Raw genomic sequence first — 19,346 nt, forward strand, 5'->3', positions numbered from 1 at the left:
TTTTTTATTTTTCTATTAAAAATTGTTTTAGTTTATTAAAATCAGGATTAATATTATGAGATAGTAATGGTAAATTAATTCTTTCTCTCAACTCATCAGGTAATAATATTTTATTTTTCAATATCTTTTCTACAGTATTTTTAAATTTAGCTGGATGTGCAGTACCTAAAAATAATCCAAATTCACCTTTTTTTAATTGATCTCGTAATAATCTATATGCAATTGCAGCATGAGGTTCAGAAACATAACCTAACTCAAAAAGTTCTCGTAATGTTTTTTCAGTGGTCTTATCTGATACACTACCAAATCTGAGTTTCTTTAAATCCCATTTTTTTCGATTAAATAATTCTTCTATTCTAGGCCAATTATTAGGTTGACTAATATCCATTGCATTAGATATTGTAGATACTGTTTTCTTTGGATTCCATTTACCATCATTAAGGAATCTTGGAACTGTGTCATTAGCATTAGTACACGCTATAAAGGATTTGATTGGTAAACCAAGTGACTTTGCTAATAATCCAGCTGTTAAATTACCAAAGTTACCACATGGAACTGCTATTACTAAATTATTTCTTTTTTCTTCTGGAATTAGAGAAAAAGCTTCAAAATAATAACAGATTTGTGCTAATAATCTACTAATATTAATAGAATTAGCTGAATTTAATCCTATTGATTCTTTTAATTTTTTATCATTAAATGCTTCTTTTACTAATTTTTGACAGTCATCAAAACTTCCATTGATTGATATAGTTCTTATATTTTTTCCTAAAGTACAAAATAATTTTTCTTGTAATTCACTGATTTTTCCTTTTGGATATAAAATAATTACTCGAACGTTTTTCATTTTATAAAATGCATGTGCTACTGCTGCACCAGTATCACCTGATGTGGCTGTTAAAATAGTAACAGATTCATTTTTTTTATTTAATGATAGTATCATTTGAGCCATAAAACGAGCACCAAAATCTTTGAAGGCTAATGTTGGACCATGAAATAGTTCAAAACAATTTATATCTTTTGTAATTTTTACTTTCAAAGGATGTTTAAATAAAAATGCTTTTTTTACATTTTGATATAATTTTTCTTTAGATATTTCATTATAAATAAACTTAGAAAGTATTTCAGTACTTCGTGTAATAAAGTCCATTTTTAACATTTCTAATAATTGAATTGGTTTGATGACAGGCAATTCTACTGGAAAAAACAATCCTTGTTGTTGTCCTAGTCCTAATTTTACTGCTTTTGCAAAGTTTACTTGTTCACTATGATTTTTTAAATTATAAAGTTTCATTTTCTATCCTATTTTACGTGCACCTCTTGTGTCTAAAAAACAAATATGAACAAATCCTGTTTCATTTTGCAAATAATGCTTTTTTAACCATAAAGATATTTCTTCAGCTGTGTTTATATTATCAGAAATAGCAAAAATAGTAGGACCTGATCCTGATATTCCAGAACTTATAGCTCCAATTTTTTTTATCTTTTTTTTAGTTTTTACAAAATTAGGTAATAGTTTAATACGATATGGTTCTGCCATAAAATCTTGCATTAATCGTGCAGCTAAATAAGGTTGTTTACTATATGAAGCATGAATAAAACCAGCTAGATAACGACTATTTTTAATACAAATTTCTTTTTGATATTTTTTAGGTAATATTTCTCTTGCTTCTGCGGTAGAAACTTTGATTCCTGGCCACGCTATTATCCAAAACCAATTTTTAAAACTAGGTATTTTTTGACTTATTATTTCAGTATCTTCTAATATTAATTGTAAACCTCCTAAATAAGATGGAGCAACATTATCATAATGTATACTACCTGATATTTCACCTTCTATTTGACCCATTAGCAACAATAATTCTCTTGAATTTAAAGGATAATTACAAAATTCATTTATTGCTACTAATGTAGCAACTATTGAACATGCACTAGAACCTAATCCTGATCCAATAGGCATGTTTTTTTCAAGAATAATAGAAACTAAGACTTCTTTTTTGATAATTTTACAAAATCTTGACCAGCATTTCCAAACAATATTTTCTTCAGTTTTTTTAGGTAATTTTTTAGAAAAAAGACCTTTATTAATTAATTGAAATTTATTTGATGATTCTATTGTTACAAGATCACCTAATAGAGCTCCATTTATAGGTATAATAGCTGCACCTAAAATATCAAATCCTACTCCAACATTACCAATAGAAGCTGGTGCATAAATTGTAATCATTATTGCTATGCTCCTGACGTTTATGATAGTGTGCGTAGTAAGTCGGAAAATACTCCAGATGCTGTGACTTTATTACCAGCACCATAACCTCTTAATACAAGAGGAATTGATTGATAATAATCAGTATAAAATGCTAACGCATTTTCACCGTTTTTGACCTTATATAATGGATCATTAGAATTAACTTCTTCAATTTTTATAAAACATTCTCCTGTTTTTTCTATTGTCCCGATATAACGTAATACATTTCCAGAATTACGCGCTGTTTTTATGCGTTTTAAAAAATGTAAATCTAACTTTTTTAGTTCTAATAAAAATTTATCTACATCTTCATGTTTTTCAAATGTACTAGGAAGTAAAGGTTCAATTTTAATATCTTTTAGTTCTGTTTTATATCCAGCTTCGCGAGCTAAAATTAGTAATTTTCTAGCGACATCTATACCAGATAAATCGTCACATGGGTTCGGTTCAGTAAAACCTAATTCTTTAGCTTCTTTAGTAGCTTGTGATAATAATATACCTTCTTCTAGTTTTCCAAAAATAAAAGATAGAGATCCAGATAATATACCTTTAAAATAAATTAGGTTATCACCTGTTTTAAATAAATTTTGAATTGTTTCTATAACTGGTAATCCAGCTCCTACATTAGTTTCATATAGAAATTTTTTATTTGTTTTAGAAACAGCATTTCTTATTTTTTGATAATACTCCCATGTATAAGTATTAGCTTTTTTATTAGAAGTGACTACATGAAAGTCATTGTATAAAAAATTTACATATTGTTCAGATAATAATTGATCAGATGTACAGTCAATAATAACTGAATTTTCAAAACAGTTGTTTTTTACTATTTTATTTAATAATGTTAAATTAAATTTTTCTGTTGTTTTTTTAAAGTTTTTTACCCATTTTGATAAATCGATTGTATCATCTGAAATTAATATTTTTTTAGAGTTAGCAATAATACAAATTTTAATTTCTATGTTTTTTTTGTCTAAAAAACTTTTTTGTTTTAATATTTGTTTTAACAAAGTACTACCTACTCCACCTATTCCAATTAAAAATACATGAATAATTTTTTTGTTACAAAACAAATTATTATGCACGTTTCTTATTGCATTTAAAATGCGTTCTTTTGAAATTACTAGAGAAATGGAATGTTTTGAAGAACCTTGTGCCACTGCAAAAACATTAATCTTTGAAGCTCCTAAAGAAGAAAAAATTTTAGAAGCAATATTATTTTTTTCATAGATATTCGAACCAATTACAGATAAAATAGATAAATTCTTTGTAACTTTAAAAGGATTTAATAATCCATCTTTTAATTCTAATTGTAATTCTTTATTTAAAGAATCTAAAGTTATATCAATTTCATGCTCTAAAATACAAAAATTAATTTTATTTTCAGAAGATGATTGAGTAATTAATATTATTTTAATATTATTTCTTGATATGACATTAAACATACGAGAAATGATATTGTCCATATTTTTTACAGCAATTCCAGATACATTAAACATAGCTATATTATTAAGATGAGTAATACCTTTTAAAAAATTTTTTTCTGAAGAGTTTTTTGAACAAATTAAAGTTCCAGTAGATTTAACATTATTTGTATTTTTAATAATACATGGAATTTTAAATTGGGAAATTGGTTCTATAGTACGCGGATGAAGGACCTTTGCTCCAAAATAAGATAGTTCCATTGCTTCTTTGTATGATATTGATTTTAACAAATAAGCATCTGAAACTTTTCTTGGATCACATGTAAACACTCCATCAACATCAGTCCAAATTTCACAACAATTCGCATCTAAACAGGCAGCTAAAACTGCAGCAGAATAATCTGAACCATTACGACCTAGTACTACTAATTCTTTTTTTTCATTACCTCCGATAAAACCTGGCATTAAAATAACATTATTTTTATTTATTATCATATTTTTAATGCGTTTTTTAGATTTAGATATGTTAATAGTAGAATCTAAATAGTTGCCTACAGATAAAAACTTTTCGACAGGATTAATAATAGTGACATCATAATTTTTAGATTGTAATATATTTTTCATTATACAAACTGAAAGTATTTCTCCACGAGAAATAATTATTGCATGAATGCTATCTGGACATTGTTTTAATAATGTAACTCCATGTACTATTTTCCTTAATCGATTAAACTCTTTTTTTATAGTTTCTTTTGTTTTTATAAAAGGAAAATTAGATTGTCTTTTCAAAAGATTTTTTATTAAATCAATAAATACGTTTTCTGTTAGATTAATAGTTTCTAATATTTTTTTATCTTGAATGATTTTTTCTGCAATTGAAACTAAATAATTAGTTATTTTAGCCGGTGCTGACAGTACAACTGCACTTTGTTCAGATTTAATATTTTTTTCTATAATATCAGCTACACATAAAAATTTTTCTGCATTAGCTAATGAAGTTCCACCAAATTTTAGTAATTTCATATTTAATTATTCCTTGAATTTATATCATAAAAAAACCCGCCTTAAGCTATGAGCGGGTTTTTAAAATATATGATCTTGCCCCACATCATGACTAGTTATAATAATTAGAATAGTTATTCTAGTGAAGAGGCTATAAATAGACATTAATATTTTTATTTAATTAATTTTTATAACATAATGATCATTATTAGTGCAATAGTTAAAAAAATAAATATTTAATTTTTATTTACATATTATAAATTTAGTTATTCACTATACTGTATGTATCTTCAATGAAGATCACTACAATTATTTTAAATTTTAAATATACTTGAATTCACACACATTAAATATTTATTTTATATTATGAAGCATATTATTGAAGTTATTATCTCAGAAAAAGAATTGGATATACGTGTTCGAAAATTAGGTAAAGAAATTACTAAAAAGTATCAAAATAGCACAAATACAATGATATTAATTGCATTGCTACGTGGTTCTTTTGTTTTTATAGCAGATTTATGTCGTAGAATTAAAATTCAACATGAAATAGATTTTATGACTACTTCTAGTTATGGACGAGGAATAGTATCTAGTGGCGATGTAAAAATTATAAAAGATTTAGATGAAGATATTTATAATAAAAATGTATTAATTGTAGAAGATATTATTGATTCAGGAAAAACTTTGAGTAAAGTATTAGAGATTTTAAAGCTTAGAAAACCAAAATCTTTATCAATTTGTACTCTTTTAGATAAACCAGAATGTCGTGAAGTTAATATTAGTGTTGATTTTATAGGTTTTTCTATTCCAGATGATTTTGTTGTAGGTTATGGTATTGATTACGCTCAATCCTACCGTTATCTACCGTATATAGGAAAAGTAATTTTTAAAAAATAATAAATCTTTAATTAATTAAAAAATTTTTTTATTATCAATTAAACGAGTTTTACCTAACCATGCTGATGCAAGGATAATTATTTTTTTGCTTTTTTCAGATGACAAATTTAGTGTGTTACGGTCGTATATATCAAAAATATCTATTAAAAAACCTTTTTTTATTAAAGAAAATCTAGATTCATCAATAATTTTTTTTCTATTTTCAATGTTTTGTGTGATAATTTTTTTTGAGGTTTTTTGTATAATTTTATATAAATAAGGTGCTATTTTTTTTTGTTCCACAGTCAAATTATTATTTCTTGAACTTAAAGCTAGTCCATTTTTTAATCTTATTGTGGGTAAGCTAATGATTTTTATCATATAATTTAGTTCTTTTACAAGAGTTTTTATTATTAATAATTGCTGGTAATCTTTTTCTCCAAAAAAAGAAAAATTAGGTTGTATTATATTAAATAACTTAGAAATTATTGTTGTAACCCCTTTAAAATGTCCTGGTCGCGATTGACCTTCTACCACTTTTGATAATTTAGGTACTTCAACAAACGTTTGATTTTTTATACCATTTGGATAAATATCATTGACATTAGGAAAAAACATAATGTTTACACCAATGTTTTGTAAAATTTGATAATCTTCTTTAAAAGTTTTAGGATAATTTTGTAAATCTAATAAATTATTAAATTGCATAGGATTAATAAAGATACTTACAATAATAATATCCGCATATTTTTTTGACAATAAAATTAACTTTATATGACCATCATGCAAATTACCCATTGTAGGTATTAATCCTATTGTATTTTTAGTTTTTTTTAGTAGTTGTATTTTTTTATGTAAAGCGTTTACTGTTCTAATTAGATACATATATTTATCACTCTATTTTTTAATAGCTATACATATTATTAGGATAAAGACTATTTTTTACTTCTTTTATATATCTTTGAATAGCATTTTGAATGCTGCCACTTTCAGAAAGAAAGTTTTTTGAAAATTTAGGTGTTTTCCCTTCAGTTATCCCTAATAAGTCTTGCATTACTAGAATTTGTCCATTTGTATTACTACCTGCTCCTATTCCAATAACGGGAATAGATAAATTTTCTGTTATTTGCTTTGCTAATAGTGCTGGAATACATTCTACTACGAGCATTTTAATTCCCGCTTCTTCTAATAAAAAAGCTTCTTCTATTAATTTATTTGCATCGTTTTTTTCTTTTCCTTGTACTTTGTAGCCACTTAAATAATTAAATGATTGAGGTGTTAGACCTATATGACCACATACTAATATTGATCTTTCAGATAATTCCTTAATAATTTTTATCAACCATTTCCCACCTTCTATTTTTATCATGTTTGCACCAGATTGTATAATTTTAGCAGTGTTTTTAAGTGCTATTTTTGTTTCATAATAAGACATAAAGGGTAGATCAGATAATAAAAAAACATTTGGAGCTCCTTTTCTTACTGCTTTTGTATGATATTCAATATCTTTAACTTTTACTGGTAATGTAGAACTATTACCTTGTATAGTCATTCCAAGAGAGTCACCTACAAGTATAACGGGAACTCCTTGATTGGAAAATAATTTAGCAAAGCTAAAATCATAAGCTGTAATAGCTGCAAATTTTTTTTTATGGACTTTCCAATAATTTAATTTAGATATAGTTATATTTTCCATATTCACCTTAATTTGATTAAACTTGTAATGTTAATCTTATACATTTTAATAAAATAGAGGATACTCGGAATAATGTAAAAAATCGAGTATCCTTATTAAAAAATTTTAACTTTTATAAAATATTTATCATCAACCAGTCATTTGTTTTTCTCTAATTTCTGCTAATGTTTTACAATCTATGCAAAGATTAGCAGTAGGTCTAGCTTCTAAACGACGAATTCCAATTTCAATACCACAAGAATTACAGTAACCAAAATCTTTTTCTTTTATTTTTTTTAAAGTGATTTCAATTTTTTTAATTAGTTTTCGACTACGATCTCGATTTCGCAATTCTAAGCTAAATTCTTCTTCTTGTGTTGCTCGATCAATAGGATCAGGAAAATTAGTAGCTTTATCTTGTATATAGAGTAGAGTATGGTTAATTTCAACTTTTAATTGATTTTTCCATGTTTTAAGGATTTTATAAAAGTGCAACATTTGATCTTCATTCATATATTGTTCGTCTATTTTTTTTTGATAAGGTTTTAAACCAGCAATAGAAAGAACATTTAAAGATGATGTTTTTTTATTTTTTTCTTTTTCCATAGCTCTCTCCGAGATAGTATATGTGCGAAAAATTTCATATTAAATATGTTTTTAAATAGGGGAATTTTTTATATATGATTGTTTTTAATTTATTTAAAAAAATATTTTTAAAAATATTTTTTTATAATATATATTATTATGTGTATTATTTTTTTTTACATATATATAGTAATATTATTTATTATAATAAATAATTTTAATACAAACTATATTTAAATATTTTTTTATAAAATGCTAGTTTTTTAAAAAATATTTATTTTATCTTAAAATATATAATATATATTACCTTTATAATAAAATAATATACATTTTGTATAAATATTTTATAAAATACTATTTTTTAAAATGGTATAAAAATAATATATGAAAAAAATAGTTTTAGGAGTTGAATATGATGGAACTTTTTATCATGGATGGCAACGTCAAAAAAATGTACCTAGTATTCAAGAAGAAATAGAAAAAGCATTATCTATAATTGCTAATCACAAAATAGAAGTAATATCTGCAGGGAGAACTGATGCCGGAGTTCATAGTATAGGACAGGTAATACATTTTAATACTACAGCTGTTCGAAAGATAACATCTTGGACAACAGGAGTAAATAGTTATTTATCTAAATATATTTCTATTCTTTGGGCAAAAGAGATTTCAGAAGAATTTCATTCTCGTTATAGTGCAATTACACGTTCTTATCGTTATATAATATATAATCATAATTTTCGTTCTGCTATTTTTCAGAATAGAGTAAATCATGTTTATAGAAAACTAGATGTAAATAAAATGAATTTTGAAGCACAATTTTTATTAGGAGAGCATGATTTTACATCTTTTAGAGCTTTTAATTGTCAATCAAATTCTCCTTGGAGAAAAATTATAAAATTAAATGTTCAGCGTATTCATGATTGGATAATAATTGATATTACAGCTAATTCTTTTTTATATCACATGGTTCGAAACATAGTTGGTTCTTTAATTGAAATTGGGTATTTAAAAAAAAAAATTTTTGGATGCAAGAATTATTAAAAAAGAAGAATAGAAGTCTGGCAGGAAGTATGGCTCCAGCTAAAGGTTTATATTTAATGTGTGTAGAATATCCTTCAAAGTTTAATTTACCAATAAAAACACACAATCCTATTTTTTTTATATAAAAAAATCAATATTAGTAAATTTACTTTAAAATAAATATTTACGTTTATAAACGTATTATTAGCATGATTTGGGAAGATCTGAATGCGCATAATAAAAAAAAAATTTTGATAAAGATATCTTTTTTAACCTTGATTTTATTTGTTTTTTATGGATTATATCTATACTTTAAAATAGGTAGATTAATTAATGGAAAAGTATGGGATTTTCCTACTTCAATATACGGACGTATAATTAACTTAGAACCAGGTAGTTTGTATTCACCAGAAGAGATTTTAAGTCTTTTAAAAAATACCATGTATAAAAAAGTAGATACTGTTATGCTTCCAGGAGAATATAGTATTAAAAATAATACTATAGAATTTATACGACGTTCTTTTGAATTTCCCGATATTAAAGAAAATGAAATTTATGCGAGATTGTCTTTTAATAAAAATGTTTTAACTAAAATTACCAATATTGAAAATAATCGTGATTTTAGTTTTTTTCGTTTAGAGCCTAAGTTGATTACTATGTTAAAATCTCCTGAAAGAAAAAAACGTATATTTATTTCTCGTAATCAATTTCCCGAAATATTAGTTAAAACACTATTAGCAATTGAAGATAAACATTTTTATGAACATGATGGTATTAATATATCTTCTATAGGACGAGCTTTTTTAGTCAATATAATGGCAGGACATATGATACAAGGTGGTAGTACTCTTACTCAACAGCTTGTGAAAAATCTTTTTTTAACTAATACTCGTTCAATTGTAAGAAAAATTAATGAAATGTATATGGCTTTAATTTTGGACTGCTTTTATACAAAAAATAGAATTTTAGAATTATATTTAAATGAAGTTTATTTAGGACAAGATGGTGATGAACAAATTCGAGGATTTCCACTTGCTAGTATTTATTATTTTGGACGACCAATAGATGAATTAACTTTAGATCAATATGCTTTATTAGTAGGAATGGTAAAAGGAGCTTCTTTATATAATCCCTGGACTAATCCTAGTTCTGCATTAAAAAGAAGAAATTTGGTGTTATTTTCATTATATGATCAAAAATATATCACAAAAGATATATATCAAGATTTATGTAAACGATCTTTAAATATTCAACCTAAAGGTGATATTATTTCACCTTATCCTTCTTTTGTACAACTAGTATATGCTGAATTAAAAAAAAAAATTAATTACTCAATTGAAAATTTTTCAGGTTTAAAAATTTTTACAACTTTAGATTCTCTGTCACAAAATTCAGTAGAAACAGCTGTAAAAATAGAAATATCTAGATTAAAAAAACAAAAAAGATTAAAAGACTTAGAAGTTGCCATGATTGTTATAGATAAATTTACCGGAGAAATACAAGCACTTATTGGAAGTGCTAATCCAAAGTTTAATGGTTATAACCGTGCTTTAAATGCACGTCGTTCTATTGGTTCTCTATCTAAACCAATAACATATTTAACTGCTTTATCCCAACCAAACAAGTATAATTTAAATACTTGGATTTCTGATAAACCTATTATAGTAAAATTAGATAATGGAGAATATTGGTCTCCAAATAATAATAATTATCGTTTTAGTGGAAAAGTAATGTTATTAGATGCTTTAGTTAAATCAATCAATATACCAACAGTAAATATAAGTCTAGATATAGGATTAAAAACATTAATTGATAGTTGGTTTCGTTTAGGTGTTTCTAAAAAATATCTTACTCCCTTTCCATCGATATCCTTAGGAGCTATTAATTTAACTCCAATTGAGATAGGACAAGTTTTTCAGATTATTGCTAATAATGGATATAAATCATCATTATCTTCAGTTAGATCAGTTGTCTCTAATGATGGTAAAGTATTGTATCAGAGTTTACCTGAATCAAAACATATAATTTCTTCTGAAGCTTCTTATTTAACAATGTTTGCTATGCAACAAGTTATAAAAAGCGGAACAGCAAAATCATTAGGACAAGCTTTCAAAAATATTAATTTAGCAGGAAAAACTGGAACGACAAATAATTTAGTAGATAATTGGTTTGTAGGTATTGATGGAAAACAAGTAGTTATTACTTGGATAGGAAGAGATAATAATAAAACGACTAGATTATATAGTTCTTCTGGTGCTATGCGAATTTATCAAAAATATCTTGAGTATCAACATCCAAAAATTTTAGTTTTAAAAACTCCGAGAAATATTGATATGTTTTATGTTGATAATTCAGGGAAATTATTTTGTGAAAAAAATAATGAGAATAATAGGTATATACCTATATGGTCTATAAATAATCAAAAAATTTGTCATAAAAGAAAGTTATTAAAATATTTTTCAAGCATTGAAAATAAAAAAAATTCTCTTTTATTTTGGTTGAAAGATTTATTTTTATAGTAAAATTGCAAATTTTATTTTTTTATTTATTTTATAAAAAACATTATCAATGTCTTATTAATTGCTATTTTTTATTGAATTTATATGTAAAATTTAACTTAAAAAATAATAAAAGTATTTAAAAATAATAAAAAATTTTTGAAAAATATCATTTAATTCAAAAATTTTTAATATGAGAATTATAGTATGTTAATCAAAATTTTTACTAAAATATTTGGTAATCGTAACAATCGTATTTTAAATAAATTTGAAAAAATAGTATTTTCTATTAATAAACTAGAAAAAACTTTTAAGAATTTTTCAGATGAAAGGTTAAAAAATAACACAAAATTATTTCGTTTACGATTAAATAATGGCGAAACCTTAGAAAATTTACTACCAGAAGCTTTTGCTACAGTTAGAGAAGCCAGTAAACGTGTTTTTAATATGCGTCATTTCGATGTTCAAATACTTGGTGGAATAGTGTTAAATAATCAATGTATTGCAGAAATGCGAACAGGTGAAGGAAAAACGTTAACTTCTACATTACCAGCTTATTTAAATGCATTATCTGGGAAAGGTGTTCATATAGTAACTATGAATGATTATTTAGCTCGTAGAGATGCTGAAAAAAACACTCCATTATTTCAATTTCTTGATTTAAAAGTTGGTTTGAATTTGTCTGAAATGTCTTTTATATCTAAAAAAAATGCTTACTTATCTGACATTACGTACGGTACAAATAATGAATATGGCTTTGATTATTTACGTGATAATATGATTTTCTCTGCTGAAGAAAGAGTTCAAAGAGGATTAAATTATGCATTAGTAGACGAAGTAGATTCTATTTTAATAGATGAAGCTAGAACACCTTTAATTATTTCAGGACCTTCAGAAAATAGTTCTGAGATATATAAAGAAATTAATAAAATTGTACCTTTTTTAGTTTTTCAAAAACAGGAAGATTCGGATTTTTTTCAAGGAAAAGGACATTTTTTTATTGACGAAAAATCAAGACAAGTACATTTAACAGAAAGAGGATTAATTGAAATTGAAAGAATTTTGTTTGATAGAAAATTAATGGTAAAAAATGACTCTTTATATTCTTCAAATAATATAATATTAATGCATCATGTTTTATCTGCACTTCGTGCTCATAAATTATTTATTCGAAACGTAGATTACATTGTAAAAGATGATAATGTAATTATCGTAGATGAACATACAGGACGTACTATGCCAGGAAGAAGATGGTCAGATGGATTACATCAAGCAATAGAAGCAAAAGAAAACGTTTCTATAAAAAATGAAAATCAAACACTGGCATCTATTACTTTTCAAAATTATTTTCGTTTATATAAAAAAATTGCTGGTATGACAGGAACTGCTGCAACTGAATCTTTTGAATTTAGTTCTATTTATAACCTTGATACTGTTGTTATACCAACAAATAGACCTATGATTCGTAAAGATCTACCTGATTTAGTTTATATAACTGAAAAAGAAAAAATTAATTCTATTATTAAAGATATCCAAGAATGTATAAAATCAAATAAACCTGTACTAGTTGGAACAGTTTCTATTGAAAAATCAGAAATTATTTCTAAAGAATTAAAAAAATTGAATATTAAACATAGTGTTTTAAACGCTAAATTTCATGCTAAAGAAGCTGAGATTATAGCACAAGCAGGTAAATCTAAAGCTGTAACAATCGCGACTAATATGGCAGGACGGGGTACGGATATAGTTCTTGGTGGTAATTTAGATGCAGAATTAAATAAATATATAGATAAAACCCCACATTTAATTGAACAAATTAAAAAAAAATGGCAAGAACAGCATGATTTAATTGTTTCATTAGGTGGTCTACATATAATTGGTACTGAACGTCATGAATCACGTCGTATTGATAATCAGTTAATCGGACGTTCTGGTCGTCAAGGAGATAGTGGTTCTTCTCGTTTTTATCTTTCTATGGAAGATACCTTAATGAGAATATTTGCTTCAGATAAAATTATTCATATGATGCGAAAAATAGGATTGTCTTTTAATGAAGCCATTGAGCATCCTTGGGTGACAAAAGCTATAGAAAATGCTCAAAAAAAAGTAGAAAATCGAAATTTTGATATTAGAAAACAATTACTAGAATATGATGATATTATTAATGAACAGCGTTGTGTGATTTATTCTCAACGTAATAAGTTAATTGATGCAAAAGATATACAAAATATTATTAATGACATTTTATCAGATGTTTTAATTAGTACTATTAATACTTATCTTTCTGGTATAAAAGTAAAAGAAATAAAAAATATTATCAGTTTAGAAAAAAAGTTAAATCTTGATTTTCATTTGAATGTGCCTGTTTCTAGTTGGTTTAATATAGATTCTAGTTTGACAAGTAAAGATATTACAGAGAAAATTATTGATTTTGCAAGAATTAATTATAAAAATAAAGAAAAGTTAATTGGTGAAAAAAATTTGCGAACAATAGAAAAATTTATTATGTTGCAAACTTTAGACTCTCTTTGGACAGATCATTTATCAGCTATAGATTATTTAAGACAAGGTATTCATTTAAGGGGTTATGCTCAAAAAGATCCCAAGCAAGAATATAAACGCGAATCTTTTAATATGTTTTCTAACATGTTAGAATTATTAAAATACGAGGTAGTTTCTTTTCTTAGTAAAATTAACTTATCTTATGCAAAAAAATATATTAATGCGCATCAACATTTAATATCACCACCAATTTTTCATAATATTAAAATTAGTCGAAATATACTTTGTATTTGTGGTTCAGGAAAAAAATACAAGCATTGTCACGGTATTTTATAAAAACTTAATTCTTAAAATAAGTAATTAAAATAGTTTTTTTATAGGAAAATATTAAATGAAATATATTAATGCAGCAATTGGAATTATTATAAAAAAAAAAGATTTATATAACAAAAGGAAAGTGTAAACAAAATTTATGGGAATTTCCAGGTGGAAAAATTAAAAGACATGAAAATATAATACATGCATTAAAAAGAGAATTATCAGAAGAAGTTGGTATTACAATATTAAAATTTAAATTTTTTCAATATAACAAATATGTTAATGTTAAAACAATTTTAAAATTATATTTTTTTTTAATATATAAATGAAAAGGAGAACCTTATAGTAAAGAAGGATATTTTTATCTTTGGGAATTTGTCTATAATTTAAATCCCTACGAATTTCCACAGACAAATTTCAACGTTTTAAATTCACTTAAGAATAATGCCAATATTTTTGATGCTTCCATATAAAAAAATATTAAAACATATTTAAAAATAAAATAGTTAAATATGTTAGTAAAATTTTGTTAAATAATTTTTTTTTATGTTTTTTATTTTTTTTTGATTATTCATTTTCGATAAATATGAATAAAAAGAATTAAAATAATAAACATACTTATTTATTTTATAAATGCTATGTTTATTAAAAATAATATCGTCTGATACAGAAATTCTTTTTTTTCTACTTGCTTGTAATGCAATAATTTTTTTTGCTGTTTGTAGATTTATATTATCTCTTTTCATGATACGTTTTATTTGATTTTTTATAGTTGTATCTACTAAAAGAATTCTGTTTGGTTTTTTTTCTAGATTTTTTTCAATGAGTAGAGGTACTACCCAAAGGCACCAATTTGATTTAATAAGTTTTATTTGATTTTTACTTTCTTGATAAATTTTTGGATGTAATAAGTTTTCTAGCCATAATCTATAATTTTTATTGTTAAAAACATACTCTCTAAGTAAAAGTCTATCAATTAAATTATTTGAGTTTAATATTTTTTTTCCAAATTTTTTTTTAATAGAATTTGATATTTGATAATTATTTTTTATTATATTTTTTGCAATCACATCGGTATCAATAACATTGATACCTATTTTTTTAAAACTATTAGAGACTGTAGTTTTTCCACTACCAATGCCTCCAGTAAGTGCTACAATATAAGTCATATTCTTTTAATAAGTATTATTTTCCGTCATTTTAATATTTATATTATACATTTAAATTAGGATGCTATTTTTATGCGTATTGAAGAAGGTGTTAAATTGGGTTTTAAAGATGTTTTAATCAGACCTAAACGTTCTACATTAAAAAGTCGTTCTCAAGTTGATCTTATTCGTGTTTTTTCTTTTAAATATTCTTCTGTTATATGGTCAGGGATTCCTATTATTGCTGCAAACATGGATACAATAGGGACTTTTCAAATGGCACGATCTTTATCTAATTTCAAGATACTTACAGCAATACATAAATACTATTCTCTTGAAGATTGGAAAAATTTTGTTATTTTATCTTCTAAAGATATATTAAATCATGTAATTGTGTCAATTGGAATATCTACAGAGGATTTTATAAAAATTAAAAAAATTTTTTTATTATCTTCTGAATTGAAATATATTTGTATTGACGTTGCCAACGGTTATTCTGAACATTTTGTTTCTTTTTTAAAGTTAATAAGAGAATGCTTTCCTGATAAAATTATTTGTGCTGGCAATGTTGTTACTGGAGAAATGGTTGAAGAATTAATAATTTCTGGAGCAGATATAGTTAAAGTTGGTATCGGACCAGGTTCAGTATGTACTACAAGAGTTAAAACTGGTGTTGGTTATCCTCAACTTTCAGCTATTATAGAATGTGCTGATGCAGCACATGGATTAAAAGGTCAAATTATTAGTGATGGAGGATGTTCTGTTTCTGGAGATATTGCTAAAGCTTTTGGTGCAGGTTCTGATTTCGTTATGTTAGGTGGTATGCTTTCAGGTCACAATGAATGTTCAGGAGATATAGTAGAAAAAAAATCTAAAAAATATATGTTATTTTATGGAATGAGCTCTGTTGCTGCAATGCAACGTTATACAGGAGAAATGCGAGGATATCGAGCTTCTGAAGGTAAGACTGTAAAAATACCTTTTCGTGGTGATGTAGATTTTACTATACGTGATATTTTAGGAGGCCTACGTTCTGCCTGTACTTATGTTGGTGCAGAGAAATTAAAAGAATTAACAAAAAGAACTACTTTTATAAAAGTAACTGAACAAGAAAATTGTATTTTTAATATTTTTAAAGAATAAAGCATCTTATATTTAAGATTTTTATTTTTTAATAAAATCAATAAAATTAATTATATACAACATAGTTAATTTTATTGATTTTTTTTAGAAGTGTATCATTAATATTTGATTTTTTTAACAATACATGTAAAGTTTTTTTTACAAATTGATTAAGAAATAATTTATGATAATTTTATATTAAATATTAATTCAAGTTTTTAAATACATATAATGTATAAGGAATTTATAGCATGTCAGAACCTTTATATGATGACGTAGATCCAATTGAAACTAGTGATTGGATACAAGCTATTGAATCTGTCATTCGTGAAGAAGGTCGTGAAAGAGCTTATTTTTTAATTGAACAAATTTTAAGAAAATCTAAAATCAATAAAATTGAATTTTTTAGATCTTTTTTTACTAGTGATTATATTAATACCATCTCTAGTGAAGATGAGTGTGAATACCCTGGAAATATCATTTTAGAAAAACGAATTCTTTCTGCCATTCGTTGGAATGCGATAATGATGGTATTACGTGCGTCGAAAAAAAATTTAGAGTTAGGTGGGCATTTGTCATCTTTTCAATCATCAGCAACAATATATGAAGTATGTTTTAATCATTTCTTCCAAGCTAAAAATAAAATAGATGGAGGTGATTTAGTTTATTTTCAAGGTCATATTTCTCCGGGTGTTTATGCACGTTCTTTTTTAGAAGGACGTTTGTCAGAAGAACAAATAAATAATTTTAGACAAGAAGTTGATGGGAAAGGTTTATCTTCTTATCCTCATCCTAAATTAATGCCAAATTTTTGGCAATTTCCGACTGTATCCATGGGTTTAGGACCACTATGTGCGATTTATCAAGCAAAGTTTTTAAAATATTTGCAAAATAGAGAATTAAAAAATACTTTAAATCAAACAGTTTACGCTTTTTTAGGCGATGGTGAAATGGATGAACCAGAATCTAAAGGTGCTATTTCTATAGCTGTCCGTGAAAAACTAGATAACTTAATATTTATAATAAATTGCAATCTACAAAGATTAGATGGTCCAGTAATAGGAAATGGAAAAATCATAAACGAATTAGAAAGTTTTTTTTATGGTGCTGGATGGAACGTAATAAAAGTAATATGGGGAAGTAGATGGGATAATTTGTTAAAACGAGACAAATCTGGAAGATTAATTCAGTTAATGAATGAGACGATTGATGGTGATTATCAAACTTTAAAATCCAAAGATGGTGCATATGTACGGAAATATTTTTTTGGAAAATATAAAGAAACATCAGAATTAGTTGAACATATGACTGATGAAGAAATATGGAAATTAAACAGGGGAGGACATGATCCTAAAAAAATGTTTAACGCTTTAAAAAAAGCGAAGGAAAAAAAAGAAAAACCAACAGTTATTTTAGCACATACCGTAAAAGGATATGGTATGGGAACTGCTGCAGAAGGTAAAAATATTGCCCATCAAATAAAAAAGATAAACATTAGTGGAATAACATATATTCGAGATCGTTTTAATATTCCTGTATCTAATAGTGACTTAAATAAATTGCCATATGTTACTTTTAAAAAATATTCTGAAGAATATTGTTATATACATGCCCAACGAAAAAAATTAGGAGGTTATATTCCTTTTCGTTTATCTAGGTTTACTCATAAACTTATCTTACCAGATTTAACAGATTTTAAAGCATTGTTAGAAGAACAAAATAAAGATATTTCCACAACTATAGCTTTTGTACGTGTCTTAAATATCATTTTAAAAAATAATTTTATAAAAGATTTAATAGTTCCAATTATCGCTGATGAAGCACGTACTTTTGGAATGGAAGGATTGTTTCGAAAAATTGGTATTTATAGTTCTAAAGGTCAAAAATATGTTCCTCAAGATCGTGAACAATTAGCTTATTATAAAGAGTCAAAAAAAGGTCAAATATTACAAGAAGGAATAAATGAATTAGGTGCAGCTGCGTCTTGGTTAGCTGCTGCAACTTCTTATAGTACAAATGATTTTCCTATGATTCCATTTTATATTTATTATTCAATATTCGGATTTCAGAGAATAGGAGATTTGTTTTGGGCTGCTGGAGATCAGCAAGCAAGAGGGTTTTTAATTGGGGGTACTTCAGGAAGAACAACTTTAAATGGTGAAGGATTACAGCATGAAGATGGACATAGTCATATACAATCTTTAACAATTCCTAATTGTATATCTTATGATCCTGCTTTTGCTTATGAAGTTGCTGTAATTATACAAGATGGATTAAGACGTATGTATGGTCCGCTACAAGAAAATATATATTATTATATTACTACAATCAATGAAAATTATCACATGCCAGCTATGCCTAAAAATGTAGAAGAAGGTATTTGTAAAGGTATTTATAAATTAAAAACTTTACGTGGTACAATGTCAAAAATACAGTTAATAGGTTCTGGTGCTATTCTACGTTCTGTTTGTGAAGCGGCGGAAATTTTATTAAAAAATTATTCCATAACAACATATATCTATAGTGTCACGTCTTTTACAGAATTAGCTAGAAATGGTGAAGATTGTGAAAGATGGAATATGTTACATCCTAATAAAAAAAATAAAATAGCATATATTAAACAAGTAATGAATGATAATCCTGCTGTTGCAGCAACTGATTATATGAAATTATTTGCAGAACAAATTCGTCATTATATTCCAGCTAAAGAATATTATGTTTTAGGGACAGATGGTTTTGGTCGTTCAGATAGTCGTGATAAATTACGCAATCATTTTGAAGTTAATGCTCATTACATTGTAGTAGCTGCTTTAAATTTATTAGCAAAATTAAATAGTATTAAAACTAAAGTAGTAGAAGATGCAATTGTTAAATTTAATATTAATGTTAACAAAATTAATCCGCGTTTAGCTTAAGAGGTAA

Annotated in this window: 13 protein-coding genes and 1 pseudogene; 7 read left to right on the forward strand and 7 right to left on the reverse strand. The window is 25.5% G+C overall.

Going from position 1 to position 19,346, the window contains the following annotated elements:
* Positions 1 to 4: 4 nt before the first annotated feature.
* The 3 genes from thrC to thrA are packed head-to-tail and all read right to left on the reverse strand — an operon-like array spanning position 5 to position 4,695.
* Positions 5 to 1,294: a threonine synthase gene (thrC, locus tag D9V66_RS00990; protein ID WP_158365595.1), complete on the reverse strand. Its 1,290-nt coding sequence runs from the start codon at positions 1,292 to 1,294 to the stop codon at positions 5 to 7.
* Between the two features lie 3 nt (positions 1,295 to 1,297).
* A complete protein-coding gene (thrB, locus tag D9V66_RS00995; RefSeq protein WP_158365596.1) occupies positions 1,298 to 2,227 on the reverse strand; it encodes a homoserine kinase in 930 nt (309 codons plus the stop codon).
* A 20-nt stretch (positions 2,228 to 2,247) separates the two neighbouring features.
* Positions 2,248 to 4,695: a bifunctional aspartate kinase/homoserine dehydrogenase I gene (thrA, locus tag D9V66_RS01000; protein ID WP_158365597.1), complete on the reverse strand. Its 2,448-nt coding sequence runs from the start codon at positions 4,693 to 4,695 to the stop codon at positions 2,248 to 2,250.
* Between the two features lie 345 nt (positions 4,696 to 5,040).
* Here thrA and hpt point away from each other — a divergent pair, with 345 nt between their 5' ends.
* Positions 5,041 to 5,574 carry a hypoxanthine phosphoribosyltransferase gene (gene hpt / locus D9V66_RS01005; RefSeq protein WP_158365598.1) on the forward strand — a complete coding sequence of 178 codons (534 nt, stop codon included), beginning with the start codon at positions 5,041 to 5,043 and terminating at the stop codon, positions 5,572 to 5,574.
* A 15-nt stretch (positions 5,575 to 5,589) separates the two neighbouring features.
* On the opposite strand, the gene panC is transcribed toward hpt, so the two are convergent.
* The 3 genes from panC to dksA all read right to left on the reverse strand — a co-directional run bounded on the left by panC (position 5,590) and on the right by dksA (position 7,834).
* Positions 5,590 to 6,438, reverse strand: a complete 849-nt coding sequence (panC, locus tag D9V66_RS01010) for a pantoate--beta-alanine ligase (protein WP_158365599.1) — start codon at positions 6,436 to 6,438, stop codon at positions 5,590 to 5,592.
* Positions 6,439 to 6,457: 19 nt separating this feature from the next.
* Positions 6,458 to 7,249 carry a 3-methyl-2-oxobutanoate hydroxymethyltransferase gene (gene panB / locus D9V66_RS01015; RefSeq protein WP_158365600.1) on the reverse strand — a complete coding sequence of 264 codons (792 nt, stop codon included), beginning with the start codon at positions 7,247 to 7,249 and terminating at the stop codon, positions 6,458 to 6,460.
* A 129-nt stretch (positions 7,250 to 7,378) separates the two neighbouring features.
* On the reverse strand, positions 7,379 to 7,834 hold the full coding sequence (gene dksA, locus D9V66_RS01020) for an RNA polymerase-binding protein DksA (protein WP_158365601.1): 456 nt from the start codon (positions 7,832 to 7,834) through the stop codon (positions 7,379 to 7,381).
* A gap of 363 nt (positions 7,835 to 8,197) precedes the next feature.
* Here dksA and truA point away from each other — a divergent pair.
* From truA to D9V66_RS03200, 4 genes and pseudogenes are all read left to right on the forward strand, one after another.
* Positions 8,198 to 8,982, forward strand: a pseudogene (gene truA, locus D9V66_RS01025) (tRNA pseudouridine(38-40) synthase TruA).
* Between the two features lie 63 nt (positions 8,983 to 9,045).
* On the forward strand, positions 9,046 to 11,355 hold the full coding sequence (gene mrcB, locus D9V66_RS01030; RefSeq protein WP_261979327.1) for a penicillin-binding protein 1B: 2,310 nt from the start codon (positions 9,046 to 9,048) through the stop codon (positions 11,353 to 11,355).
* A 186-nt stretch (positions 11,356 to 11,541) separates the two neighbouring features.
* Positions 11,542 to 14,172 carry a preprotein translocase subunit SecA gene (secA, locus tag D9V66_RS01035; RefSeq protein ID WP_158365602.1) on the forward strand — a complete coding sequence of 877 codons (2,631 nt, stop codon included), beginning with the start codon at positions 11,542 to 11,544 and terminating at the stop codon, positions 14,170 to 14,172.
* A 179-nt stretch (positions 14,173 to 14,351) separates the two neighbouring features.
* A complete protein-coding gene (locus tag D9V66_RS03200) occupies positions 14,352 to 14,483 on the forward strand; it encodes a hypothetical protein (RefSeq protein ID WP_261979337.1) in 132 nt (43 codons plus the stop codon).
* Between the two features lie 186 nt (positions 14,484 to 14,669).
* On the opposite strand, the gene coaE is transcribed toward D9V66_RS03200, so the two are convergent.
* Positions 14,670 to 15,323, reverse strand: a complete 654-nt coding sequence (gene coaE, locus D9V66_RS01045) for a dephospho-CoA kinase (protein ID WP_158365603.1) — start codon at positions 15,321 to 15,323, stop codon at positions 14,670 to 14,672.
* 72 nt (positions 15,324 to 15,395) lie between these two features.
* Here coaE and D9V66_RS01050 point away from each other — a divergent pair, with 72 nt between their 5' ends.
* Both D9V66_RS01050 and aceE read left to right on the forward strand, forming a co-directional pair.
* Entirely contained in the window at positions 15,396 to 16,445 is a 1,050-nt protein-coding gene (locus D9V66_RS01050; protein ID WP_158365604.1) for a GMP reductase, read from the forward strand.
* A 230-nt stretch (positions 16,446 to 16,675) separates the two neighbouring features.
* The gene (gene aceE, locus D9V66_RS01055; protein ID WP_158365605.1) at positions 16,676 to 19,339 is read left to right on the forward strand and encodes a pyruvate dehydrogenase (acetyl-transferring), homodimeric type; all 2,664 of its coding nucleotides are present in this window, start codon (positions 16,676 to 16,678) and stop codon (positions 19,337 to 19,339) included.
* Positions 19,340 to 19,346 lie beyond the last annotated feature (7 nt).

This window comes from Buchnera aphidicola (Brevicoryne brassicae), assembly GCF_005082825.1.
Taxonomy (GTDB): domain Bacteria; phylum Pseudomonadota; class Gammaproteobacteria; order Enterobacterales; family Enterobacteriaceae; genus Buchnera; species Buchnera aphidicola_AK.